The sequence below is a fragment of the Mesorhizobium sp. CNPSo 4688 genome, from assembly GCF_057784295.1.
In genome coordinates, this window is the sequence record NZ_JBWLUY010000005.1 from 104,697 (window position 1) to 130,053 (window position 25,357).

General features: G+C 63.1%; 23 protein-coding genes. 22 read left to right on the plus strand and 1 reads right to left on the minus strand.

Translation table 11 applies throughout. The features are described from left to right. The first annotated feature begins 3 nt into the window (after positions 1-3). From AC04SH_RS10755 to AC04SH_RS10830, 16 genes are all read left to right on the plus strand, one after another. The gene (locus AC04SH_RS10755; RefSeq protein ID WP_488574995.1) at positions 4-609 is read left to right on the plus strand and encodes an NADH-quinone oxidoreductase subunit C; all 606 of its coding nucleotides are present in this window, start codon (positions 4-6) and stop codon (positions 607-609) included. A 9-nt stretch (positions 610-618) separates the two neighbouring features. Beyond that, positions 619-1,809, plus strand: a complete 1,191-nt coding sequence (locus AC04SH_RS10760; RefSeq protein ID WP_488574996.1) for an NADH-quinone oxidoreductase subunit D — start codon at positions 619-621, stop codon at positions 1,807-1,809. Next, positions 1,810-3,096, plus strand: a complete 1,287-nt coding sequence (locus tag AC04SH_RS10765) for an NADH-quinone oxidoreductase subunit E (RefSeq protein ID WP_488574997.1) — start codon at positions 1,810-1,812, stop codon at positions 3,094-3,096. A gap of 10 nt (positions 3,097-3,106) precedes the next feature. Beyond that, positions 3,107-4,411, plus strand: coding sequence for an NADH-quinone oxidoreductase subunit NuoF (gene nuoF / locus AC04SH_RS10770; protein ID WP_192257651.1), 1,305 nt, complete (start codon positions 3,107-3,109; stop codon positions 4,409-4,411). A 75-nt stretch (positions 4,412-4,486) separates the two neighbouring features. Next, on the plus strand, positions 4,487-5,179 hold the full coding sequence (locus AC04SH_RS10775; RefSeq protein WP_488574998.1) for an NADH-ubiquinone dehydrogenase: 693 nt from the start codon (positions 4,487-4,489) through the stop codon (positions 5,177-5,179). Between the two features lie 9 nt (positions 5,180-5,188). Continuing rightward, positions 5,189-5,470 (plus strand): pentapeptide repeat-containing protein, encoded by a 282-nt coding sequence (locus AC04SH_RS10780; protein WP_488574999.1) that lies wholly within the window; start codon positions 5,189-5,191, stop codon positions 5,468-5,470. Continuing rightward, positions 5,470-7,551, plus strand: a complete 2,082-nt coding sequence (gene nuoG / locus AC04SH_RS10785) for an NADH-quinone oxidoreductase subunit NuoG (RefSeq protein ID WP_488575000.1) — start codon at positions 5,470-5,472, stop codon at positions 7,549-7,551. Before AC04SH_RS10780 ends, nuoG begins: the two co-directional genes overlap by 1 nt. A 2-nt stretch (positions 7,552-7,553) precedes the next feature. Beyond that, complete coding sequence (gene nuoH / locus AC04SH_RS10790) at positions 7,554-8,597, plus strand: NADH-quinone oxidoreductase subunit NuoH (RefSeq protein ID WP_352559276.1); 1,044 nt, start codon at positions 7,554-7,556, stop codon at positions 8,595-8,597. Then, positions 8,597-9,088 carry an NADH-quinone oxidoreductase subunit NuoI gene (gene nuoI / locus AC04SH_RS10795; RefSeq protein WP_181055889.1) on the plus strand — a complete coding sequence of 164 codons (492 nt, stop codon included), beginning with the start codon at positions 8,597-8,599 and terminating at the stop codon, positions 9,086-9,088. Before nuoH ends, nuoI begins: the two co-directional genes overlap by 1 nt. 124 nt (positions 9,089-9,212) lie before the next feature. Continuing rightward, complete coding sequence (locus AC04SH_RS10800) at positions 9,213-9,833, plus strand: NADH-quinone oxidoreductase subunit J (protein WP_477231411.1); 621 nt, start codon at positions 9,213-9,215, stop codon at positions 9,831-9,833. Position 9,834: 1 nt separating this feature from the next. Then, positions 9,835-10,143, plus strand: coding sequence for an NADH-quinone oxidoreductase subunit NuoK (gene nuoK / locus AC04SH_RS10805; protein WP_023670810.1), 309 nt, complete (start codon positions 9,835-9,837; stop codon positions 10,141-10,143). A 10-nt stretch (positions 10,144-10,153) separates the two neighbouring features. Further along, on the plus strand, positions 10,154-12,127 hold the full coding sequence (gene nuoL, locus AC04SH_RS10810) for an NADH-quinone oxidoreductase subunit L (RefSeq protein WP_477231410.1): 1,974 nt from the start codon (positions 10,154-10,156) through the stop codon (positions 12,125-12,127). Beyond that, positions 12,127-13,632, plus strand: a complete 1,506-nt coding sequence (locus AC04SH_RS10815; protein WP_352584100.1) for an NADH-quinone oxidoreductase subunit M — start codon at positions 12,127-12,129, stop codon at positions 13,630-13,632. Before nuoL ends, AC04SH_RS10815 begins: the two co-directional genes overlap by 1 nt. An 18-nt stretch (positions 13,633-13,650) precedes the next feature. Next, the gene (gene nuoN / locus AC04SH_RS10820) at positions 13,651-15,087 is read left to right on the plus strand and encodes an NADH-quinone oxidoreductase subunit NuoN (RefSeq protein WP_488575001.1); all 1,437 of its coding nucleotides are present in this window, start codon (positions 13,651-13,653) and stop codon (positions 15,085-15,087) included. Between the two features lie 5 nt (positions 15,088-15,092). Continuing rightward, positions 15,093-15,914 (plus strand): biotin--[acetyl-CoA-carboxylase] ligase, encoded by an 822-nt coding sequence (locus tag AC04SH_RS10825; RefSeq protein ID WP_477231407.1) that lies wholly within the window; start codon positions 15,093-15,095, stop codon positions 15,912-15,914. Positions 15,915-16,005: 91 nt separating this feature from the next. Beyond that, on the plus strand, positions 16,006-17,676 hold the full coding sequence (locus AC04SH_RS10830; RefSeq protein ID WP_352584105.1) for a ribonuclease J: 1,671 nt from the start codon (positions 16,006-16,008) through the stop codon (positions 17,674-17,676). Between the two features lie 21 nt (positions 17,677-17,697). Here the strand turns inward: AC04SH_RS10830 and AC04SH_RS10835 are convergent, their stop codons facing one another. Continuing rightward, on the minus strand, positions 17,698-18,540 hold the full coding sequence (locus AC04SH_RS10835) for an MBL fold metallo-hydrolase (RefSeq protein ID WP_488575002.1): 843 nt from the start codon (positions 18,538-18,540) through the stop codon (positions 17,698-17,700). 133 nt (positions 18,541-18,673) lie between these two features. Here AC04SH_RS10835 and mce point away from each other — a divergent pair, with 133 nt between their 5' ends. From mce to AC04SH_RS10865, 6 genes are all read left to right on the plus strand, one after another. Next, positions 18,674-19,078, plus strand: coding sequence for a methylmalonyl-CoA epimerase (mce, locus tag AC04SH_RS10840; RefSeq protein WP_488575003.1), 405 nt, complete (start codon positions 18,674-18,676; stop codon positions 19,076-19,078). Then, positions 19,075-19,359: a DUF1467 family protein gene (locus AC04SH_RS10845; protein ID WP_477231404.1), complete on the plus strand. Its 285-nt coding sequence runs from the start codon at positions 19,075-19,077 to the stop codon at positions 19,357-19,359. The genes mce and AC04SH_RS10845 overlap by 4 nt, the downstream gene beginning before the upstream one ends. Before the next feature lie 741 nt (positions 19,360-20,100). Beyond that, on the plus strand, positions 20,101-21,429 hold the full coding sequence (gene proS / locus AC04SH_RS10850) for a proline--tRNA ligase (RefSeq protein WP_488575004.1): 1,329 nt from the start codon (positions 20,101-20,103) through the stop codon (positions 21,427-21,429). After that, positions 21,426-22,742 (plus strand): lipoprotein-releasing ABC transporter permease subunit, encoded by a 1,317-nt coding sequence (locus tag AC04SH_RS10855; RefSeq protein ID WP_488575005.1) that lies wholly within the window; start codon positions 21,426-21,428, stop codon positions 22,740-22,742. Before proS ends, AC04SH_RS10855 begins: the two co-directional genes overlap by 4 nt. Beyond that, positions 22,739-23,422, plus strand: coding sequence for an ABC transporter ATP-binding protein (locus AC04SH_RS10860; RefSeq protein ID WP_488575006.1), 684 nt, complete (start codon positions 22,739-22,741; stop codon positions 23,420-23,422). The genes AC04SH_RS10855 and AC04SH_RS10860 overlap by 4 nt, the downstream gene beginning before the upstream one ends. Positions 23,423-24,088: 666 nt before the next feature. Beyond that, entirely contained in the window at positions 24,089-25,339 is a 1,251-nt protein-coding gene (locus AC04SH_RS10865) for a site-2 protease family protein (protein WP_488575007.1), read from the plus strand. Positions 25,340-25,357 lie beyond the last annotated feature (18 nt).

The window sequence follows — 25,357 nt, forward strand, 5'->3', positions numbered from 1 at the left end:
TCCATGGCCGCATCCCTGAGCGAACTGTCGACCTATCTCGGCGAAAAGCTGCCGGGCCGCGTCAAAGACGCGGTGCTGGCCTATGGCGAGCTTGGCATTTCCGTAGAGCCCGGCGACCTGATCGACGTGGTGACCTTCCTGCGTGACGATGCGGGCTGCCAGTTCATCTCGATCATCGACGTCTGCGGTGCCGACTATCCGTCGCGGGTCAAGCGCTTCGACGTCGTCTATCATCTGTTGTCGCCGAAGCAGAATTTGCGCATCCGCATCAAGGTCCAGACCGACGAAGAGACGCTGGTGCCGTCGTTGACAGCTGTCTATCCCGGCGCCGACTGGTATGAGCGCGAGACCTACGATCTCTATGGCGTGCTGTTCTCGGGCCATCCGGATCTGCGCCGCATCCTCACCGACTACGGTTTCGAGGGCCATCCGCTGCGCAAGGATTTCCCGCTGACCGGTTTCGTCGAAGTGCGTTACGACGACGAAGCCAAGCGCGTGATCTACGAGCCGGTCGAGCTCAAGCAGGAATTCCGCAATTTCGATTTTCTTTCCCCGTGGGAAGGCACCGACTACGTGCTGCCCGGGGACGAAAAAGCCAAGACGAATTGAGGCGCCAGAATGGCCGAAACCTCCGTCCGCAATTTTAACATCAACTTTGGACCTCAACACCCTGCAGCGCATGGTGTTTTGAGGTTGGTGCTTGAGCTGGACGGCGAGGTTGTGGATCGCGTCGATCCGCATATTGGGCTGTTGCATCGCGGCACGGAAAAGCTGATCGAGCACAAGACCTATCTGCAGGCGGTGCCCTATCTCGACCGGCTCGACTATTGCGCGCCGATGAACCAGGAGCATGCCTTCGCGCTCGCCGCAGAGCGGCTGCTCGGCATCGAGGTGCCGAAGCGCGGGCAGCTCATCCGCGTGCTCTATTGCGAGATCGGCCGCATCATGTCGCACATCCTCAATGTGACGACACAGGCGCTCGACATCGGCGCGCTGACGCCGCCGCTGTGGGGCTTCGTCGAGCGCGAAAAGCTGATGGTGTTCTATGAGCGCGCCTCGGGTTCGCGCATGCATGCCGCCTATTTCCGTCCGGGCGGCGTCCATCAGGACCTGCCGCAGAAGCTGGTCGAAGACATCGGCAAGTGGATCGACCCGTTCCTGAAGTCGCTCGACGATCTCGATAAGCTGCTCACCGGCAACCGCATCTTCAAGCAGCGCAATGTCGATATCGGCACGGTGTCGCTGGCCGATGCCTGGGCCTGGGGTTTTTCCGGCGTCATGGTGCGCGGCTCGGGTGCCGCCTGGGATTTGCGCAAGTCGCAGCCCTATGAATGCTATTCCGAGATGGATTTCGACATCCCGATCGGCAAGAACGGCGACTGCTACGACCGTTACCTCGTGCGCATGGAAGAAATGCGCCAGTCGGCCAAGATCATGCGCCAGTGCGTCGACCTCTTGCTCGGCAAGGAAAGCACCGGCCCGGTGTCGAATCTCGACGGCAAGGTGGTGCCGCCCAAGCGCCAGGCGATGAAGCGCTCAATGGAAGCGCTGATCCACCACTTCAAATTGTACACCGAAGGCTATCGCGTGCCGGCCGGCGAGGTCTATGCGGCCGTCGAGGCGCCGAAGGGCGAGTTCGGCGTCTATCTCGTCTCCGACGGCACCAACAAGCCCTACCGCTGCAAGCTGCGCGCCCCCGGTTTCGCGCATCTGCAAGCCATGGATTTCCTCTGCCGCGGCCACATGCTGGCCGACGTTACCGCCGTTCTCGGCTCCCTCGACATCGTGTTTGGTGAGGTCGATCGCTAAATGTCAGTCCGCCGTCTCGCAGAAGCCAGCGTCCAGCCAGCCTCCTTCGCCTTCAACCGGGCGAATGCGGCGGCGGCCAAGCAATGGATCAAGAAATATCCGAAGGGCCGCGAGCAATCGGCGATCATTCCCTTGCTGATGATCGCGCAGGAGCAGGAAGGCTGGGTCACCAAGGCGGCGATCGAGACGATTTCCGACATGCTCGGCATGCCGCGCATCCGCGGGCTCGAGGTCGCGACCTTCTACACGCAATACCAGCTGAGCCCGGTCGGCACTCGTGCCCATATCCAGGTCTGCGGCACCACGCCCTGCATGCTGCGCGGCTCGGAAGCGCTGATGGATGTGTGCCGCTCCAAAATCCACCACGACCAGTTCCACACCAACGACAAGGGCACGCTGTCGTGGGAAGAGGTCGAATGTCTCGGCGCCTGCGTCAACGCGCCGATGGTCATGGTGTTCAAGGACACGTTCGAGGATCTGACGCCGGAACGGCTGGCCGAAATCATCGATCTTTACGATGCGGGCAAGGGTGCCACGGTTCCCACGGGACCGCAGAATGGCCGTACCGGCTCGGAGCCGGCCCCCGGCCTGACGACGCTGAAGAGCGAAAAGGCGATCCTCAAGGCGACGCGCGACAAGGAAGCCAAAGCGGCGACCAAGGCTGCCAAAGCGGCGCCAGCCGCAGTTGCGCCGGCCGCTACGGTTTCGCAGGCGCCGGCCGCAGCGCCGGTTGCGCCGTCCAAGGCCGGCAAGCCAAAGACCGATGCTCCGGAGACCAGTCCGGCTCTGAAGTCGCCATCGCCGGTCAAGGTCGCGCCCGAGGTGGAAAAAGCAGCGAGCGTTGCCGCACCGTTGCATTCGGCTGCCAATGCCAATCTGGCTGCGCCGGAAGTCGAGGATGTCTCGAAACAGCGTAGCGGCCCCAGGAACAAAGCCGAGCCGGCGGCTGCCTTCAAGGCGCCGGAAGTCAAGATTCCAGCAGCCAGGCCGGCAAAGCCGTCGCTTGAGGACAAGAACCGTCCAGCCGGCATCGACAGGCCGGCTGCGGTCGACGATCTCAAGCTGATCTCGGGTGTCGGCCCGAAGATCGAAGGCATCCTGCACACGCTGGGCATCTTCACCTTCGCGCAGGTCGCTTCCTGGAAGAAGGCAGAGCGCGAGTGGGTGGACGGCTATCTCTCCTTCCACGGCCGCATCGACCGCGACGACTGGGTCAGCCAAGCCAAGGCGCTCGCCAAGGGCGGCGTCGCCGAATACATCCGCGTCTTCGGCAAGAAGCCGGTCTGAGGGACGAAAAATGCTTCAGGATAAAGACCGCATCTTCAACAACATCTACGGCCTCTTCGACAAGTCGCTGGCCGGCGCCATGGCGCGCGGCGCCTGGGACAACACGCCCGGCATCATCGCCAAGGGCCGCGAGTGGATCGTCAACGAGATGAAGGCGTCGGGCCTGCGCGGCCGTGGCGGCGCCGGTTTCCCGACCGGGCTGAAATGGTCGTTCATGCCCAAGCAGAGCGACGGAAGACCGAGCTATCTCGTTGTCAATGCCGACGAATCCGAGCCCGGCACGTGCAAGGACCGCGACATATTGCGCAACGATCCGCACACGCTGGTCGAGGGCTCGTTCATCGCCGGCTTCGCCATGGGCGCGGTCGCCGCCTACATCTATGTGCGCGGCGAGTTCGTCAGGGAGCGCGAGGCGCTGCAGCGCGCCATCGACGAGGCCTATGAGGCCAAGCTGATCGGCAAAAACAACACGTCCGGCTACGACTTCGACATCTACATGCATCACGGCGCCGGCGCCTATATTTGTGGCGAGGAAACCGCACTTCTGGAAAGCCTCGAAGGCAAAAAAGGCCAGCCGCGGCTGAAGCCGCCATTCCCGGCCAATGTCGGCTTGTACGGTTGTCCGACAACCGTGAACAATGTCGAGTCCATTGCGGTCGCGCCGACCATTTTGCGCCGAGGTGCTGCCTGGTTCTCGTCCTTCGGCCGGCCCAACAATGTCGGCACCAAGCTGTTTTGCATCTCGGGCCACGTCAACAATCCGTGCACCGTCGAAGAGGCGATGTCGATTCCGTTCCGCGAGCTGATCGAGACGCATTGCGGCGGCATTCGCGGCGGTTGGGACAATCTGCTTGCGGTCATTCCGGGCGGCGCTTCGGTGCCGCTCGTGCCGGCCGAGCAGATCATCGATGCGCCGATGGATTTCGACGCGCTGCGCGATCTCAAATCCGGCCTTGGCACGGCGGCTGTCATCGTCATGGACAAGTCGACCGATATCGTGAAGGCGATCGCCAGGCTGTCCTATTTCTACAAGCACGAGAGCTGCGGCCAGTGCACGCCGTGCCGCGAAGGCACCGGCTGGATGTGGCGGGTGATGGAGCGGCTGGTGCGCGGCGAGGCGCAGAAGCGCGAGATCGACATGCTGCTTGACGTCACCAAGCAGGTGGAAGGCCATACGATCTGCGCGCTGGGCGATGCGGCGGCATGGCCGATCCAGGGCCTGATGCGGCATTTCCGCGGCGAGGTGGAGCGGCGCATCGACGAGTTTTCGCGCAACGCGCACCGGGCCGAGCCGGTGATGGTGGCAGCGGAATAGATTTGAAATACGGGCGTGAAGCCCGGGACTGACATATCGGGGCGGGGCAGACGAAGAAACGACCAGGAGATTTCTATGGCGCCGTATTCGAACCCTTTGATGCCCAAATTGGATGAACTTGAGAAAATGAACCGCGACCTGACCAGAATGATGCCGAAGGAGATGGCCAGCGCCGTCAACCTTCTCGCGCATCCTGTGGCCGGTGCCGCTGCCATGTCGGCGCTTGGCTTCGGCCTTGCCAACCATGCCTTTGGCGTCTGGCTCGGCGCATGGTCGGGTGCTGTCGAGACATCACAGCGGATTTTCCAGCCGATCATCGACGATTTCGAGCAGCGCGCCGAGCGTTATACGGAGACCGTCCCCGCCACCAAGGCGCGCGCGGCGACCAAGACCCTGATCGCCGAGGCGCAGACTTTTGCCCAGGACGTGACCGATATTGCCGCCAGCACCGTCGATGCCGAGCCGGAGAAGGCGGATCCGGTCGCCGAAGGCGCGACGGCCGGATTGATGCCGGAGGATTTCCGGCAGCCCAAGACCATTGCGCGCCCGTCCAAGCCGTCTGATCTCAAGGCCATAGCGGGCGTCGGGCCGAAGCTGGAAAAGGTGCTGAACGGCCTCGGCATCTGGACCTTTGCCCAGATCGCCGCATGGACGCCGGAAGAGATCGCCTGGATCGAGGATTACCTGTCGCTCAAGGGCCGCGTCGGCCGCGACGAGTGGACCCGCCAAGCGGCGGCGCTGACGCTCGCCGCCAAGGCGAAGAGGTAGGGGGCAGGCATGGATGTCCACGACAGGAGCGATGTTCTCGATGTGCGCAATGCCATCGTCAGCAACTCCAGATTTGACGATGTGAACCTGTCGAACACGCAGTTTCACAACGTCAACCTGTCGGCCGTCCTGGTGGAAGACGCGAACCTCTCGAACGCGTTTTTCACCAATGTGAATATGAGCAATTTGAAGATAGAAAACGCTGAACTCGCCGGCATGATGATCAATGGCATCAAGTTGAGCGATCTGTTTCAGGCATATGAGACGGCGAAGACCGCCGGGGGCAATTGATGGCAAAGCTCAAGGTCGACGGGAAAGAGATCACTGTACCCGACCACTACACGCTGCTGCAGGCGGCCGAGGACGCCGGCGCGGAAGTGCCGCGCTTCTGCTTCCATGAGCGGCTGTCGATCGCCGGCAATTGCCGCATGTGTCTGATCGAGGTGAAGGGCGGGCCGCCCAAGCCGCAGGCTTCCTGCGCCATGGGCGTGCGCGACCTGCGCCCCGGCCCGAACGGCGAGCCGCCGGAAATCTTCACCAACACGCCGATGGTCAAGAAGGCCCGGGAAGGCGTGATGGAGTTCCTCCTGATCAACCATCCGCTGGACTGCCCGATCTGCGACCAGGGCGGCGAGTGCGACCTGCAGGACCAGGCAATGGCCTTCGGCGTCGACTCCTCGCGCTATCACGAGAACAAGCGCGCGGTCGAAGACAAGTATATCGGGCCGTTGGTCAAGACGGTGATGAACCGCTGCATCCACTGCACGCGATGCGTCCGCTTCACCACGGAAGTCGCCGGCATTTCCGAGCTCGGCCTGATCGGCCGCGGCGAGGATGCCGAGATCACCACCTATCTCGAAAGCGCGATGACCTCGGAGCTGCAGGGCAATGTCATCGACCTGTGCCCGGTCGGCGCGCTGACCTCGAAGCCCTTCGCCTTCCAGGCGCGGCCGTGGGAGCTGACCAAGACCGAATCCATCGACGTGATGGACGCCGTCGGCTCGGCAATCCGCGTCGATAGCCGCGGCCGCGAAGTGATGCGCATCCTGCCGCGCGTCAACGAAGCGGTGAACGAGGAGTGGATTTCCGACAAGACCCGTTTCATCTGGGATGGGCTGCGCACGCAGCGCCTCGACCGCCCCTATGTGCGCAAGGACGGCAAGTTGGCGCCCGCCAGCTGGGCCGAGGCCTTCGCGGCGATCAAGGATGCGGTGTCGAAGGCTGCGCCGGAGAAGATCGGCGCCATTGCCGGCGATCTCGCGGCGGTTGAGGAAATCTACGCGCTGAAGCAGCTGATGGCTGCGCTGGGCTCCAAGAACATCGACTGCCGCCAGGATGGCGCCGCACTTGATCCGGCGCTTGGCCGCGCCAGCTATATCTTCAATCCGACCATCGAGGGCATCGAGCAGGCCGACGCGGTGCTGATCATCGGCGCCAATCCGCGCTTCGAAGCCTCGGTGCTCAACGCCCGCATCCGCAAGCGCTGGCGCATCGGCAATCTGCCGGTCGGCGTCATCGGCGAGGTCGGCGACACACGCTACGATTACGAACAGCTCGGCGCCGGTCCGGAATCGCTGAAGGATTTGGCCGACGGCAATGGCAAGTTCTTCCAGCTGCTGAAGAAGGCGACGCATCCGCTGATCATTGTCGGCCAGGGCGCACTCGCGCGCGCCGATGGCGCGGCGGTGCTCGGCCAGGCGGCGAAGCTCGCCGCTGCCGTCAACGCTGCCCGCGCCGACTGGAACGGCTTTGCCGTGCTGCACAATGCGGCCGCCCGCGTCGGCGGCCTCGATGTCGGCTTCGTGCCGGGCGAGGGCGGCAAGAATGTCGCCGGCATGCTCGGCGAGAGCGATGTGCTGTTCCTGCTCGGCGCCGACGAGATCGACATGGGCAAGACCAGCGGGGCCTTCGTCGTCTATGTCGGCACCCATGGCGACGCCGGCGCGCACCGCGCCAATGTCATCCTGCCGGGCGCCGCCTACACCGAAAAGTCGGGCACCTATGTCAACACCGAGGGACGCGTGCAGCAGACCAACCGCGCCGGCTTCGCGCCGGGCGATGCGCGCGAGGACTGGGCGATTCTCAGGGCGCTGTCGGATGTGCTCGGCAAGAAGCTGCCGTTTGATTCGCTGCAGCAGCTGCGCGCCAAGCTCTATGGCGAATACCCGCATCTCGCCCGCATCGATCATGTCGAGGCCGGCAACGCCGACGACATCGCCGAGGTCGCGAAGCTCGGCGGGCGGCTGAACAAGGGCACTTTCACCTCGCCGGTCACGGACTTCTATCTGACCAACCCGATCGCGCGGGCGTCGGCCGTCATGGCTGAGTGCTCGGCGCTGGCGAAAAACGGCTTCAGGCAGGCGGCAGAGTAGACATGGACACTTTCTTCTCCTTCTACGTGCTGCCGACGCTGATCATCCTCTTGAAGTCGGTCGTGCTGATCGTCGTTTTGCTGATCGGGGTCGCCTACCTGCTTTACGCCGACCGCAAGATCTGGGCGGCGGTGCAGTTGCGCCGCGGCCCGAACGTCGTCGGCCCTTGGGGCACGCTGCAGGCCTTCGCCGACCTGTTGAAATTCGTCTTCAAGGAACCGGTCATTCCGTCCGGCGCCAACAAGGGCGTGTTCCTGCTGGCGCCGCTGGTGTCGGCGGTGCTGGCGATCTCGGCCTGGGCGGTCATTCCCGTCAACGCCGGCTGGGCGATCGCCAACGTCAATGTCGGCATCCTCTACGTCTTCGCCATCTCCTCGCTCGAGGTCTATGGCGTGATCATGGGCGGCTGGGCATCGAACTCGAAATACCCGTTCCTCGGCGCGCTGCGCTCGGCGGCGCAGATGGTGTCCTACGAAGTCTCGATCGGCTTCGTCATCGTCACCGTGCTGCTTTGCGTCGGCTCGCTCAACCTGTCGGACATCGTGATGTCGCAGCAGGACGGGCTGGGCACCAAGCTTGGCCTGCCCAACAGCTTCCTCGACTGGCACTGGCTGGCGCTGTTCCCGATGTTCGTCATCTTTTTCATCTCGGCGCTGGCCGAGACGAACCGCCCGCCCTTCGATCTGGTGGAAGCCGAGTCCGAACTCGTCGCCGGCCATATGGTCGAATATTCCTCGACGCCGTTCCTTTTGTTCTTCCTCGGCGAATATGTCGCCGTGGTGCTGATGTGCGCGCTGGCCACCATCCTGTTCCTCGGCGGCTGGCTGCCACCCTTCGACTTCGCACCCTTCACCTGGGTGCCCGGCGTGATCTGGTTCGTGCTCAAGATCTGCCTGATGTTCTTCATGTTCTCGATGGTGAAGGCTTTCGTGCCGCGCTACCGCTACGACCAGCTGATGCGGCTCGGCTGGAAAGTCTTCCTGCCGATTTCGCTGGCGATGGTGGTGATTGTCGCCGCCTTTCTCAAGATCACGGGGTTTGCGTGATGTCCGCTCTCGGTCAAGCCGCCAAATCGCTGCTGCTGCAGGATTTCGTCAGCGCCTTCTTCCTGTCGATGCGCCAGTTCTTCGCGCCGAAGGAGACGATCAACTATCCGCACGAGAAGGGGCCGGTGAGCCCGCGCTTCCGGGGCGAGCATGCGCTGCGCCGCTATCCCAATGGCGAGGAACGCTGCATTGCCTGCAAGCTGTGCGAAGCGATCTGCCCGGCGCAGGCGATCACCATCGAGGCCGGCCCGCGCCGCAATGACGGCACGCGCCGCACCGTGCGCTACGACATCGACATGGTGAAGTGCATCTATTGCGGCTTCTGCCAGGAAGCCTGCCCGGTCGACGCCATCGTAGAGGGACCGAATTTCGAATTCGCGACGGAGACGCGCGAGGAGCTTTACTACGACAAGGACAGGCTGTTGGCGAATGGCGACCGGTGGGAGCGCGAACTGGCGCGCAACATCTCGCTGGACTCGCCCTACCGCTGACATTTGACGCATGGACGGGGCGAGGGGCCTCGTCTAAGGACAACGCAACTTGCCGGCCGGAGGCGGTCGCAAACATCGAACAGGACGGATGTCCTGTTTCGGACAGAAACCCGGGGGATCCCCAATGCTGAGTGGACTAGAGGCGGCCTTTTTCTACCTCTTCGCCTTTGTCGCGGTGGCGTCGGCCTTCATGGTCATTTCGTCGCGTAACCCCGTGCATTCCGTGCTGTTCCTGATCCTGACCTTCTTCAACGCCGCCGGCCTGTTCATGCTGACCGGCGCCGAGTTCCTGGCGATGATCCTGCTCGTCGTCTATGTCGGCGCGGTCATGGTGCTGTTCCTGTTCGTCGTCATGATGCTCGATGTCGACTTCGCCGAGATGAAGGAGGGCGCTCTGCAATATGCGCCGATCGGCGCGATGGTCGGGCTGATCCTGGCGGCGGAGCTGATCGTGGTGCTCGGCGGTTACACATTCGCGCCGCAGCTGGCGTCGACGGTGTCAATGCCGACCCCGGATCTTGCTGCGCGGACCAACACGGCCGCGCTCGGCGACATCCTCTATACCGACTACCTCTACTACTTCCAGATTTCGGGCCTCATCCTGCTGGTCGCCATGATCGGCGCGATCGTCTTGACGCTGCGCCACAAGGAAGGGATCAAGCGGCAGTCGATCGCAGCCCAGGTTGGCCGCACGCCGGCGACGGGCATGGAAATCCGCAAGGTCAAGTCGGGCGAGGGGCTCTGAGATGGTCGTCGGCATCGCACATTACCTCACCGTATCGGCGATCCTGTTCACGCTCGGCGTGTTCGGCATCTTCCTGAACCGCCGCAACATCATCGTCATCCTGATGTCGATCGAGCTGATCCTTTTGGCCGTCAACATCAATTTCGTCGCCTTCTCGGCCGCACTCGGCGATCTCGTCGGACAGGTGTTTGCGCTGTTCGTGCTGACGGTCGCGGCCGCTGAAGCGGCCATCGGTCTTGCCATTCTTGTCGTCTTCTTCCGCAACCGCGGCTCGATCGCGGTCGAAGACGTGAACCAGATGAAGGGTTGACGAGGCAGTTATGTATCAAGCGATCGTCTTCCTTCCGCTGCTGGGTTTCCTGATTGTCGGCCTGTTCGGCAATTCGCTCGGCGCCAAGGCATCGGAATACATCACCTCTGGCTTCCTGGTGATTTCGGCCGTGCTGTCCTGGGTCGCCTTCTTCTCCGTCGGCTTCGGCGAGGGCGAGGTGTTCACTGTGCCGGTGCTGCGCTGGATCCAGTCGGGCGGGCTCGACGCGTCATGGGCGCTCAGGATCGACACGCTGACGGTGGTCATGCTGGTGGTGGTCAACACCGTGTCGGCGCTGGTTCACATCTATTCGATCGGCTACATGCACCACGACCCGGACCGGCCGCGCTTCTTTGCCTATCTGTCGCTGTTTACCTTCGCCATGCTGATGCTGGTGACGGCCGACAATCTGGTGCAGATGTTCTTTGGCTGGGAGGGTGTCGGTCTCGCCTCCTATCTGCTGATCGGCTTCTGGTACAAGAAGCCGTCGGCCAATGCCGCGGCCATCAAGGCCTTCGTCGTCAACCGCGTCGGCGATTTCGGCTTCGCGCTCGGCATTTTCGGCGTCTTCGTGCTGTTCGGCTCGGTCAATCTCGGCACCATCTTTGCCAATGCCGCGACGTTCATTCCGGCCGAAGGCGCCGAGCACGGTGCTGCCGTGCTCACCTTCCTTGGCTATGCGCTCGACAAGCACTCGGCCATGACCATCGTCTGTCTGCTGCTGTTCATGGGCGCCATGGGCAAGTCGGCGCAGGTGCCGCTGCACACCTGGCTGCCGGACGCCATGGAAGGTCCGACGCCGGTCTCCGCGCTCATCCATGCCGCCACCATGGTCACCGCCGGCGTGTTCATGCTGGCGCGTCTGTCGCCGCTGTTCGAGCTGTCGCATTCGGCGCTGACGGTGGTGACCTTCATCGGCGCCTTCACCGCCTTCTTCGCGGCGACCGTTGGCCTGGTCCAGAACGACATCAAGCGCGTCATCGCCTATTCGACCTGCTCGCAGCTCGGCTACATGTTCGTGGCGCTCGGCGTCGGCGCCTATGGAGCGGCGATCTTCCACCTGTTTACGCATGCCTTCTTCAAGGCGCTGCTGTTCCTCGGTTCGGGCTCGGTCATCCATGCCGTCTCCGACGAGCAGGACATGCGCAAGATGGGTGGCCTGCGGAAGCTCATTCCGAAGACCTACTGGATGATGGTGATCGGCACGCTGGCGCTGACCGGCGTCGGCATTCCGGTGACCGTCATCGGCACCGCCGGCTTCTTCTCCAAGGATGCCATCATCGAGGCTGCCTTTGCCGGGCACAATTCGGTTGCCGGCATTGCCTTCATCCTGCTGGTCATTGCCGCCTGCTTCACCTCGTTCTACTCCTGGCGGCTGATCTTCATGACCTTCCACGGCGAGCCGCGGGCGAGCCACGACGTCATGCACCATGTTCATGAATCGCCGCCGGTGATGCTGGTGCCGCTGTTCATCCTGGCCGCGGGCGCGCTGTTTGCCGGCATCATCTTCCATGGCGCCTTCATCGGCGAGGGCTATGCCGAGTTCTGGAAGGCGTCGCTGTTCACGCTGCCGGACAACCACATCCTGCACGACATCCACGAATTGCCGCTGTGGGTCGAACTGGCGCCGTTCGTCGCCATGGTCATCGGCTTTGCCGTCGCCTGGAAATTCTACATACGCTCGCCGGAACTTCCCCGCAGTGTCGCCGCCAACCATCGCCTGCTCTATGCCTTCCTGCTCAACAAGTGGTATTTCGACGAGCTCTACGACGTCCTGTTTGTGCGGCCGGCCAAAGCGCTGGGCAGGTTCCTGTGGAAGACCGGCGACGGCACCATCATTGACGGGCTCGGGCCGGACGGCGTTTCGGCGCGCGTCGTCGACGTCACCAACCGCGTCGTCAAGCTGCAGACCGGCTACCTCTATCACTACGCCTTCGCCATGCTGATCGGCGTGGCGGCACTCGTCACCTGGATGATGCTCTGATGACCGCCTGGCCAATCCTCTCGCTGGTCACCTTCCTCCCGCTGGTTGGTGTGCTGCTGATCCTGTTCATCCGCGACGACAGCGAAAACGCACGCCGCAACATCCGCGCCATCGCGTTCACAACGACGGCGGCCACCTTCATCATCTCGCTGTTCATCTGGACCGGCTTCGACAATTCGCAGGCCGGCTTCCAGTTTGTCGAGAAGTTTGCCTGGCTGGATTCCGGCATTTCCTACCATATGGGCGTCGACGGCATTTCGATGCTGTTCGTCATCCTGACGACGTTCCTGATGCCGCTCTGCATCCTGGCGTCGTGGGAAGCGATCGACAAGCGCGTCAAGGCCTACATGATCGCCTTCCTGCTCCTGGAAACGCTGATGATCGGCGTGTTCTGCGCGCTCGACATCGTGCTGTTCTACGTCTTCTTCGAAGCCGGCCTGATCCCGATGTTCATCATCATCGGCGTCTGGGGCGGCAAGCGCCGCGTCTATGCCTCGTTCAAGTTCTTCCTCTATACGCTGGCCGGCTCGGTGCTGATGCTGCTCGCCATCATGGCGATGTTCTTCCAGTCCGGCACCACCGACATCCCGACGCTTTTGACCCACAACTTCCCGGCCAGCATGCAGACCTGGCTATGGCTCGCCTTCTTCGCCTCCTTTGCCGTGAAGATGCCAATGTGGCCGGTGCACACCTGGCTGCCTGATGCGCACGTCGAGGCGCCGACGGCGGGCTCGGTGATCCTGGCTGCCATCCTGCTCAAAATGGGCGGATACGGCTTCCTGCGCTTCTCGCTGCCGATGTTCCCGCTGGCGTCGGAGATGTTTGCGCCACTGGTGTTCACGCTGTCGGTCGTCGCCATCATCTACACCTCGCTGGTGGCGCTGATGCAGGAGGACATGAAGAAGCTGATCGCCTATTCGTCGGTCGCCCATATGGGCTTCGTCACGATGGGCATCTTCGCCATGAACCAGGAAGGCGTGCAGGGCGCGATCTTCCAGATGCTGTCACACGGCCTCGTGTCCGGCGCGCTGTTCCTGTGCGTCGGCGTCATCTACGATCGCATGCACACGCGCGAGATCGACGCCTATGGCGGCCTGGTCAACAACATGCCGAAATACGCCACCGTGTTCATGGTCTTCACCATGGCCAATGTCGGCCTGCCCGGCACGTCAGGCTTCGTCGGCGAATTCCTGACCATGCTCGGCGTGTTCAAGGTCAACACCTGGGTGGCGTTCTTCGCCGCCACCGGCGTTATCCTGTCGGCGGCCTACGCGCTCTGGCTCTACCGCCGGGTGATCTTCGGCGCGCTGACCAAGGAAAGCCTGAAGGGCCTGCTTGACCTTTCGACGCGCGAAAAGGCGATCATCTACCCGCTGGTCGTGCTGGTCATCTTCTTCGGCGTCTATCCCGCTCCCGTCTTCGATGCCACGGCCCAGTCGGTCAAGGCGCTCGTCACCAATGTCACCGCATCCATCGGCGCCGCGCAGACCGCGGCGGCGAACTGACCAGAGGTTTTGCGAACCATGACGCCGGACCTTTATTCCAGCCTTTCGCTCTCGACGCCGGAGCTGATCCTCGCCATCGGCGCCCTAGCGCTGTTGATGGTCGGCGCCTATTCGCGCGCCAGCACCGTCAACCTGGTGACCGGCCTTGCCGTCGCTGTGCTGGTGATATCAGGCCTGTGGCTGGTCTTTTCCACCGGGCAGGGCTCAGCCTATGGCAACGCCTTCATCCAGGATCCCTTCTCCCGCTTCATGAAGGTGCTGTCGCTTATCGGTTCGGCGGTGACGCTGGTGATGTCGATGCGCTTTGCCAAGCAGGAGCATTTCGACAAGTTCGAATATCCCGTGCTGATCCTGCTCTGCACGCTCGGCATGATGCTGATGATCTCGGCCAACGGCATGATCGGGCTCTATCTCGGCCTCGAACTGCAATCGTTGGCGATCTACGTGCTGGCGGCGATCAACCGCGACAATCTGCGCTCGACCGAGGCCGGCCTGAAGTACTTCGTGCTCGGCGCGCTGTCGTCGGGCATGCTGCTCTATGGCATCAGCCTGGTCTACGGCTACACCGGCAATGTCGGCTTCCAGGAAATTGCCTCCGCACTTGGCAGCGGCGAGCGCCAGCTTGGCCTCGTCGTCGGCCTGGTCTTCGTGCTGGCCGGTCTCGCCTTCAAGATCTCGGCGGTGCCGTTCCATATGTGGACGCCGGATGTTTATGAGGGCGCGCCGACGCCGGTCACCGCCTTCCTGGCGGCAGCCCCCAAGATGGCGGCGATGGCGCTGATCGTGCGCGTCACCATGGGCGCCTTCAAGCCGATCGCTTCCGACTGGCAGCAGATCGTCGTCTTCATCTCGATCGCCTCGATGGCGCTCGGCGCCTTTGCCGCCATCGGCCAGACCAACATCAAGCGGCTGATGGCCTATTCCTCGATCGGCCATATGGGCTACGCGCTGGTCGGTCTTGCCGCCAACAGCGAGGCCGGCGTGCGCGGCGTCGCCATCTACATGCTGATCTATCTGGTGATGACGCTCGGCACCTTCGCCTTCATCCTCGCCATGCGGCGCAAGGAAGGCAATGTCGAGCAGATCAGCGATCTCGCCGGTCTCTCGTCGACCAACCCGATCATGGCGACGATCCTGACCATCCTGATGTTCTCGCTGGCCGGCATCCCGCCGCTCGCCGGCTTCTGGGGGAAGTGGTACGTCTTCCTCGCCGCCATCAACGCCAACCTTTACGCGCTGGCGATCATCGGCGTGCTGGCTTCGGTGGTGGGCGCCTATTACTATCTGCGCATCATCAAGATCATGTGGTTCGACGAACCGGCGGGCGGCTTCGTGCCGATGGCGAGCGAACTGCGCCTCGTGCTCGGCGTCTCCGGCGCTTTCGTGCTGTTCTATGTGCTGATCGGCGGTCCGATCGCGACCTACGCCGAAGCCGCCGCCAAGACATTTTTCTGAGCGGGATGGCATTTCGGCTGGCTCCAACCTCTGAGACGGAAGGGTTCCGGCTCGAGGCCCATGACAGTATCGGCTCCACCAACACGGTGGCGCTGGACCATGCAAGGGCAGGCGACCCCGGCAAATTGTGGGTCGTTTCCAAAAAGCAGGAAAGCGGGCGCGGCCGGCGGGGTCGAGCCTGGGTATCGCCCGAAGGCAATCTCGCCGCGACCTTGCTCGTCATCACCGGCGGTGAGCTTCGCCTTGCCGCGACGCTCGGCTTCGTCGCCGGCCTGTCGCTGGCCGACGCGCTCGATGCCGTCGTGCCGAAGGGCAGGATCGCCATCGGCCTCGACGGCGGAAGCGACGGCAAGAACCGTTTCGAGTTGAAATGGCCGAACGACGTGCTGGCGTCCGGCGCCAAGCTTGCCGGCATCCTGCTGGAATCGGCCATTCTCGACGGCGGCCGCTTCGCGGTGGCGGTCGGCATCGGCGTCAATGTGGTGGCACATCCCGAGGATTTACCGTATCCGGCGACATCGCTGCAGGCGCTTGGCGCGACATGCGATGCCGAAACGCTGTTTTTGGCGCTATCGGACGCGTGGACCGACAATGCGCGGCTGTGGGATGAAGGACGCGGGCTCGACGCCATCCGGCGGCGCTGGCTGGCACGTGCGGCGGGGCTTGGCGGCGAGGTTGCTGTCAGGATTGACGGGAATGTGGTGCGCGGTACCTTCGAGACCATTGACGCGGACTGCCGTTTCGTGATCCGCGATGATGAGGGGTCGGTCGTGACGGTAGCCGCCGGCGACGTGCATTTCGGCGCGGTCGCGTCGGCAAGAGTCTGATCGTTGTGCGCAATTCCTGTGGGAAAACCGTTACACACTTTTCCTGGAATTGCTTAAGGGGCTGGCCGCAACGGCCGGGAAGGGAAAATTGATGGCGAAAGCGCAAAACGCCGAACTCGTCTTCGTGCCGCTCGGCGGCGTCGGCGAGATCGGCATGAACTTCGCCCTCTACGGCTATGGGCCGCCCAGTGCGCGCGAGTGGATCGTCGTCGATGTCGGCGTCACCTTTCCAGACGCGGCGCATCCAGGCGTCGACCTGATCCTGCCCGATACGCGCTTCATCGAGGAGAACCTCGCCAATCTGCGCGGCATCATCATCACCCACGCGCATGAAGACCATTACGGCGCGCTGCTCGACACCTGGCCGAAGCTGAAGGCGCCGGTGTGGATGACGCCGTTCAGTGCCGGCCTGCTGGACGCCAAGCGCCAGGGCGAACAGGGCGCGCCGAAGATCCCGGTGACGATCTACCGGGCGGGCGAAAAGTTCACCGTCGGGCCGTTCGAGATCGAGGCCATTCCGGTGGCGCATTCGATCCCCGAGCCGATGTCGCTGGCCATCACCTCGCCGGCCGGCACCGTCATCCATACCGGTGACTGGAAGATCGATCCGGAACCGACGATCGGCCCGAAGACCGACGAGGCGCGCTTCCGCGCCTATGGCGACAAGGGCGTGCTGGCGCTGGTCTGCGATTCGACCAATGCGCTGCGCGAAGGTGAATCGCCCTCGGAAGTGGCGGTCGGCGAGGGCCTGAGGGGCGTGATCCAGAGTGCCGTCGGCCGCGTGGCGGTCACCACCTTCTCCTCCAATGTCGGGCGCATCGTCTCGATCGCCAAGGCGGCGCGCGATGCGGGCCGGCAGTGCCTGGTGCTGGGACGCTCGCTGAAGCGCGTCATCGATGTCGCCGGTGAACTCGGCTACATGGACGGTCTGCCGGAATTCATCGCCGAAGAAGACTTTGGCTTCATCCCGCGCGAAAACCTGGTCATCATCTGCACCGGCAGCCAGGGCGAGCCGCTGGCGGCGCTGGCAAAGCTGTCGCGCGAAGAGATGAAATCGGTGTCTCTGACGGCAGGCGACACCGTGGTGTTTTCCTCGCGCACCATTCCCGGCAACGAGAAGGCGATCCTCGAAATCAAGAACCGTCTCATCGATCTCGGCATCAAGATCATCGAGGACGGCGACGCGCTGGTGCACGTCTCCGGCCATCCCCGCCGCAGCGAATTGCGCAAGATGTATGAATGGGTGCGGCCGCAAATCGGCGTTCCCGTACATGGCGAAGCCGCGCATCTGGTGGCGCAAGGGTCGCTGATGTCGACCTCCGGCATCGGCCAGGTGGCGCAGGTGCGCGACGGCGACATGCTGCGGCTCGCACCCGGTCCCGCGACCATCATCGACCAGGTGCCGTTCGGCCGCATCTACAAGGATGGCCGCCTGATCGGCACCGACCAGGCGATGGGCATACGCGACCGGCGCAAGCTGTCGTTCGCTGGCCACGTCGCGGTCAATGTCGTGCTCGACGACAAATATGAGCTCGCCGGCGATCCCGACCTGGTCGCCATCGGCGTCGCCGAGGCGGATGCCCGTGGGGAGAACATGGAAGATCTGATGCTCGACGCGGCCGTCGGCGCGGTGGACTCTATCCCCCGCCAACGCCGCAAGGACCTCGATCTGGTGCAGGAAGCGGTGCGGCGCGCCGTGCGCGGTGCCGCCAACGAAGCCTGGGGCAAGAAGCCGCTGGTGACGGTGTTTGTCACCCGCTAGGGCGACGCCATCCGCTGGAGTTCAGCTGGTGGCGGGGCGCCAGCGAAAGGTCCCGTCCACCTGCTCGATGTGCCCGAGACCCGGAAACGGCATATGATAACCGGCGACAAGCAGCCGGTGGTCGGCGGCCAGTTTCAGCAGGCGCTTGCGGGTCTCGACGGCCTGCTCTTTCTCGTCGTCGAGGTCGGCATGCCACTCAGGCTGCTGGATCGACACGACAGAGTGCAGGAAGGCGTCCGACCAGACGAGCAATTGCTGTCCGTCGCTTTCGACGTGGAACGCCAGCAGTCCCGGAGAATGGCCGGCGGCGTCGATGGCGGTGATGCCCGGCACGACCTCGTCTCCGGGCGCTACGAATGTCGCGCGGTCGGCAAGGCCGGCGCAGACACGCAGGAACAGGTCGCGGTTGTTCAGCCTGGCTTCGCGCACCGTATCCGCCTCGGTCCAGAAGACGAATTCGGCCGCACCGAAGACGTAGCGCGCCCGGCTGAAAACTGGTTCGCCGTTGTTTACGAGGCCGCCGATGTGGTCGGGGTGGCCATGCGTGATGACCACCAAATCGATGTCGCCGGGTTCGAGCCCGAGGTCCCGCAGGCATTGCAGGAGCGAACTGTCGTCGTCGCCGAATCCGGTGTCGAACAGGATCTTTTCGGTGCCAGTGTCGACCAGCGTCGGGATGAAGCAATGCTCGTAGCGGTTGGGATCGATGAAGTTCGAGACGACGAGTTCCCGCACCGCGCCCGGCGATTGCCCGGGGGCGAAAGCAGCCGCGAGATTGTCTCTGACATCGACGGCGTCGAGCAGGGCGGCGACCTTGAACGAGCCAAGATCGAAACTAAAAACGCGGGGGCGGGCATCGGGCATCGCCGTTTGTACTTCGCAGACATCGATTGGAACAGGGCGGCGGTTCACCGAAGTGCGACCTTGCGCGCCTCCGCAAAGGCTATTGATGTCGGCCGATTTGCCGTAAGACGCCAGCATAGAAGCTGGAGGTTTCATGCTGGGACGCCTGAACCATGTCGCGCTTGCAGTGCCGGATCTGGCGGCGGCGATCATCGCCTATCGCGATACGCTTGGCGCACGCGTGACCGCGCCGCAGCCGCTGCCTGAGCATGGCGTGACGGTGGTGTTCGTCGATGTCGGCAACACCAAGATCGAACTCTTGGAGCCGCTGGGCGAGGGCTCGCCAATCGCGGCCTTCCTGGCGAAGAACCCCTCGGGCGGCATGCATCATGTCTGCTATGAGGTCGACGATATTCTTGCCGCGCGCGATCATCTCGAGGCGAGCGGCGCCCGCGTGCTGGGCGACGGCAATCCCAAAACCGGCGCCCACGGCAAGCCGGTGCTGTTCCTGCACCCGAAGGATTTCTTCGGCACGCTGGTTGAACTGGAGCAGGCATGAGCTGGATTTCGTTTGCCGCGCTGTTCTTCATCACCTGGTGGCTGATGCTGTTCATGGTGCTGCCGTTCAGCGTGCGCACGCAGGACGACGATCACGACGTGACGCTGGGCACGGTCGCCAGCGCGCCGCGCGGGCCGCATATGCTGCGCGCCGTGATCCGCACCACCATTGTCACGGCGGTTGTCATGGGCATTTTCTACGGCCTGACGCACGGGCTGGGTTACAGCCTCGACGAAGTCCCGCACATCATCCCCGAAGCCAGCCAGGCACCGGCTAACTAAAACCTTTTCCGCCGACAAAATCGGGCGGGCGGCATGCTGCTGTTTGTGCCTATTTTCGGAGCATCGAACTCCAGTTTCGGCGCACTCGGGCTGAGGTTAGCAACCCCGCACGCAAGCATAGCCAATCCTGATAGAATCGCGACCAGATCACGCCGGCGCAAGCTCATGTGATTTGGGAATGTGTAGATCTAACGAGATGATTGCGCAAAAAAAATGCAAGGCACAAGGCCTTGCAATTTAAACGCGTTCCGATCTGTTTTCCGGTTTCCGGCGGCAGCGGGTAACCGCGCCTAGATCGCATCCTCCCAAGACTTTGACCGCGTAGGAGAGCAGATTTTTCTCTACCCTCTCGGTTATCGGGGCACACTAGCCTAACCCCGATGAAATTGTCACGCAGAATTTTGCCCGCAAACGGGCAATCCTGTGCTGCACTGCACAATAGTACGGCAGGCTTTGCTTGCGAAACGAACAACGCCGGCGCTGCCGCATTAATGCGACCAGGTGTGCTGCGTCGCTCAGGGGCGCAAGGCGTGTATCAGCACTTTCCAGCCTGGCGGAGCACTTTGCGCCCAAGGATTATCGTTTTCGGTTCGAAGGTCTTTGGAAGAAGAATCGATTTTTGCGATTTCGGGCCGATGCCGCGGGTCGGGTTTCCATTCCGTCACGAAATAGCTATGAAGCCGGGGCAAGCAAGCCAGCCGCGCCGATTCCGGTGCAGCCTCCTCTCTCACGGACCTGTCCATGCGTTTGTCGCAGTTTTTCCTGCCCATCCTGAAAGAAAATCCGCGTGAGGCAGAGATCGTCTCGCACCGGCTGATGCTGCGGGCCGGCATGATCCGCCAGCAGGGGCAGGGCAGCTTTTCCTGGCTGCCGCTGGGCAAGCTGGTGCTGGACAAGGTCTGCCGCATCATCCGCGAGGAACAGAACCGCGCAGGCGCACTGGAGATCCTGATGCCGACCATCCAGTCGGCCGATCTGTGGCGCGAAAGCGGCCGCTATGACGACTATGGCAAGGAGATGCTGCGCATCAAGGACCGGCAGGACCGCGACATGCTCTACGGCCCGACCAACGAGGAAGTGGTCACCGAAATCGTGCGCGCCTACGTCAAGTCCTACAAGGATTTGCCGCTCAACCTCTACCACATCCAGTGGAAGTTCCGCGACGAGGTGCGGCCGCGCTTCGGCGTCATGCGCTCGCGCGAATTCCTGATGAAAGACGCCTACTCCTTCGACCTCGATTTCGAGGGCGCCAAGGCAGCCTACAACAGGATGTTCGTCTCCTATCTCAGGACCTTCACGCGCATGGGGCTGCAGGCCATTCCGATGCGGGCCGACACCGGGCCGATCGGCGGCGACCTCAGCCATGAATTCATTATCCTGGCCGACACCGGCGAGAGCCAGGTCTATTGCGACCGCGAGTATCTGTCGCTCCAGGTGCCGGGCGAAAACACCGACTTTGCCAATGACGGCGAGATCGCCGACATCGTCAAGACGTGGACGACGCCCTACGCCGCCACCGACGAGATGCATGACGAAGCGGCTTGGGACAAGCTCGGCGAAGCGGACCGGGTCTCGGCGCGCGGCATCGAGGTCGGCCATATCTTCCATTTCGGCGACAAGTATTCCAAGCCCATGGGCGCCAAGGTGACCGGGCCCGACGGCAAGGATCATTTCGTCTCCGGCGGCTCCTACGGCATCGGGCCGTCGCGCCTGGTGGCGGCGATCATCGAGGCCAGCCATGACGATAACGGCATCATCTGGCCGGAAGCGGTGGCGCCGTTCGACATCGGCCTGATCAACATGAAGGTGGGCGACGCCGACTGCGACAGCGTCTGCGACGAGCTCTATGCCGCCTTCGCCGGCGCCGGCAAGGATGTGCTTTACGACGACACCGACCAGCGGCCGGGCGGCAAGTTTGCCACCGCCGATCTGATCGGCCTGCCCTGGCAGGTGATCGTCGGCCCGCGCGGCGTCGCCGCCGGCGAGATCGAGATCAAGAACCGCCGGACCGGCGAGCGCGAGACGCTGCCGGTCGCGGAGGCCAAGAAACGCTTTGGTGTCACCGCATGAGCGAAGCCGCGGCAACGAAGCCTTCGGTCGCCAAGTCGCCGGTCGTCAAATCCCCGGTCGCTGGCCCGTTTTCCATGTTCGAACGCATGGTCGCCTGGCGCTATTTGCGGTCGCGCCGCAAGGAGACGGTGATCTCGGTCATCGCCTCGATCTCCTTCCTCGGTATCATGCTCGGCGTCGCCACGCTGATCGTCGTCATGGCGGTGATGAACGGCTTCAGGGCCGAGCTTCTGACCCGCATTCTCGGCGTCAACGGTCATCTGATCGTGCAGCCGCTGGATTCGCCGCTTGAGGACTATGCGCAGGTCGCCGCCCGCATCAACGGCGTGGCCGGCGTCAAATATGCCATTCCGCTGATCGACGGCCAGGTGCTGGCGCAAGGCAATGTCGGCGGCGGCATGGGCGCGCTGGTGCGCGGCATACGCGCCGAGGACCTCGGCAAGATCGCCATCGTCGCCAACAACGTCAAGCAGGGTTCGCTCGCCGATTTCGACTCGGGCGAGGGCGTCGCCATCGGCAAGCGCATGGCCGAAAATCTCGGCCTCGTGCTCGGTGACACCATCACGCTGATCTCGCCGGAAGGCGATGTGACGCCGATGGGCACGACGCCGCGGCTGAAGGGCTACAAGGTGGCGGCGATCTTCGAAGTCGGCATGTCGGAGTATGACAGTTCCATCGTCTACATGCCGTTTTCCGAAGCGCAGCTCTATTTCAACATGGACGGCAGGGCGCAGACGATCGAGATCTATGTCGACAATCCCGACGATGTGGACGCGCTGAAACCGCTGGTCGATGCGGCGGCGCAGCGGCCGATCGATATGGTCGACTGGCGCCAGCGCAACGAGACGTTCTTCTCGGCGTTGCAGGTCGAGCGCAATGTCATGTTCATGATCCTGACGCTGATCGTGCTGGTGGCGGCGCTCAACATCATCTCCGGCCTGATCATGCTGGTGAAGGACAAGGGCCACGACATCGCCATCCTGCGCACGATGGGCGCCTCGCGCGCCGCCATCCTGCGCATCTTCCTGATGACGGGCGCGGCGATCGGTGTCACCGGCACCATCGCCGGCGTGCTGCTCGGGGTGCTCATCTGCACCAACATCGAGTCCATCCGCCAGTTCTTCTCCTGGATGACCGGCAAGGTGCTGTTCAATCCGGAACTCTACTTCCTCAGCCAACTGCCGGCCAAGATGGACCCGCGCGAGACCACCTATGTCATCCTGATGGCGCTCGGCCTGTCCTTCCTGGCCACCGTGTTTCCGGCATGGCGGGCTGCCCGTCTCGATCCGGTCGAGGCCTTGAGATACGAATGAAGTCCGACATCATTATCGAGCTGAAGAGCGTCGAGCGGCACTATGTCCAGGGGCCGCGCAAGCTCACCATTTTGAACGGCGCCGACTTTTCGCTGAAGCGCGGCGAGATGGTGGCGCTGGTGGCGCCGTCTGGCACCGGCAAGTCGACGCTCTTGCACACTGCGGGCCTGCTCGAGCGCCCCGACGCCGGCGACGTCATTCTGGCCGGTCGCGCCTGCGGACGGCTCTCCGACGATGAGCGCACGGCGATCCGCCGCAACGATGTCGGCTTCGTCTATCAGTTTCATCATTTGCTGCCGGAGTTTTCGGCGCTCGAAAACATCATGATGCCGCAGCTGATCAAGGGGCTGTCCCGCAAGGAAGCCTCGGAGCGCGCCGCACAGCTGCTCGACTACATGCAGATCGGCAAGCGCGCGTCGCACCGGCCGTCCGAATTGTCGGGCGGCGAGCAGCAGCGCGTCGCCATTGCGCGCGCGGTCGCCAATGCGCCCTTGCTGCTGCTCGCCGACGAGCCGACCGGCAATCTCGACCCGGTCACCGCGTCCTATGTCTTCGAGGCGCTGGGCGCGCTGGTCAGGCAGTCCGGCCTTGCCGCGCTGATTGCCACCCACAATCACGAGCTCGCCTCGCGCATGGACCGGCGGGTGACGCTGCACGAGGGTAAGGTCGTCCCGCTTTAGGGCATGGCGATACTCGGCCGGTCTGCGGATGTTGGCCCATGCTGTCCTTGGCGAGGTTCTTCAGGGCAAGCAAGATCGCCGAAGGCAGCACCGCCCCTCATTGTCCTGCCGGACATTTCTCCCCGTATAGTGACGGGGAGAAAGGGGCCTGCCGCGCCCCTCGGCGCTTAATCCTGCAACGCCGGCGATTGGCGAAATCGTCGATGAGAGCGACCCCTCTCCCCGTCACTATACGGGGAGAGGATGCCGGCAGGCAGGTGAGGGGCGGCGCCTACGTTCGCCAACAATTCGCCACCTGAAGCAGTGGATATCTTCCACCGCACGATCCTGCCCCTCATCCCATCAACGCTTTCTTAACCCTGCCCAAACCGGCTGTCAGGATTCGTCTGCATGCCGCTCTCCGATCGTTGACATTCGAACAAAATTAGAACAAAATACGAACATAGCAACAACAGGAGAGAGTTATGAGCGATCTTGTTCAGGACGTCGTTTCGTTGGTGTGCATGAGTGCGTTTCTGGTTTCCATGGCCGTCTGGATCGGCGCCATGTGATCAGTCTGCGGTTCGCCGCAGTGTTTTGAGGCGGGCAGGAGGGCGTTGTGTTGTTAAGCCTTTCTTGCCGCCATGACGCTAGGGTGCCCTGTCAAGACAGGGAGCAAACGCCCAAGTGTCGCCGATCATCACGGCCCTTCTCGTGGCCGGCAATCTCGGACTGATTTTCTTGCTGATAACCGCGCCGCTCGGTTTGCGCACGGTGAGGCTCAGCCGCGTGGTTGCCATGGACCGGCAGCGCCTCTGGCAGGCGCTGTGGCCGCTCGGCAGCGATGCCGGCTGGTCAGGCGAGATCCTGTCGGCAGAGCCGATGGACGGGCAGGGTACGACCCGCATCATGATGTCCTGGGAAGGCCGCGACGGCCAACCGATCGAGCGCAGGTCGCGCTTCGAAGACGTCGTCGAAGGCAGTCGGTTTTCGATGCGCGTCATTGAGGATACCGCGCTCGACGCTTCGTTCTGGAAGGATTTTTACGAGACCATCGAACTCGTCTCGGAAGGCGCGGGCACGCGGGTGACGCTCAGCCAGACCGATCGCTATCGCGGCGTCGCCTTTCTGGTGTTCCGCTACTTCGCCATGCGCCGCGAACTCGGCAAGCTGCAGCACTGGGCGAGGACCGGAGAATATCGCAAGGGCGGCTGGTTCGAGCATCCGCTGAGCCAAGTCGGCTTTGCCGTTCTGTCGGCCTTCATCCTGTGGCCGTTCTTCGGGCTCAATCTCGGTGGCTTTGCGCTGGCCGCGATCCTGACCTCGGTCGTCGCCCTGCACGAGCTCGGCCATATGGCAGCCTTCCGGCTGACCGGTCACCGCAAGGCGCGGATGATCTTCATCCCGCTGCTCGGTGGTATCGCGATTGGCGGGCGGCCTTATGACAGCCGGTTCGAGGTCGCTTTCGTGGCGCTGATGGGCGCCGGCTTTTCCGCTTTCCTGGTGCCGCTGCTGATCGTCGCCAGCGGCTTCGCGTCCAGCGAGGGGCATCGGCTGGCCGCCGCCCTTCTGGCGACGCTCGCCGGCTTTGCCGCGCTGTTCAACATCGCCAATCTTGTGCCGGTGTGGAAATTCGACGGCGGCCAGGTGCTGCGCCAGATCTGCCCGGGGCCGATCGCGCTGGCGCTGGCTTCGTTTTCTTTGCTTTCTGCCTTGCTGGCGGTGGGCTGGTTCGCTGGCTTTTCCCAAGGCTTTCTGCTGGTGGCAGGCGCGGTCTTTGCCATCCTCAGCCTGCTGACCGTGGGCAGCGGAGTAAAGCCGCGCCACGAGCTGAAGCCGATCCGCACCTTCGACCGTTTCGCCATGGCTGGCGCGCTATTGGCCGTCTTCGCCATTCATGGTTACGGCCTGCTGTGGGCCTCGGCAAAGCTTCTCTGAGCGTTTGATCGAGCGGTT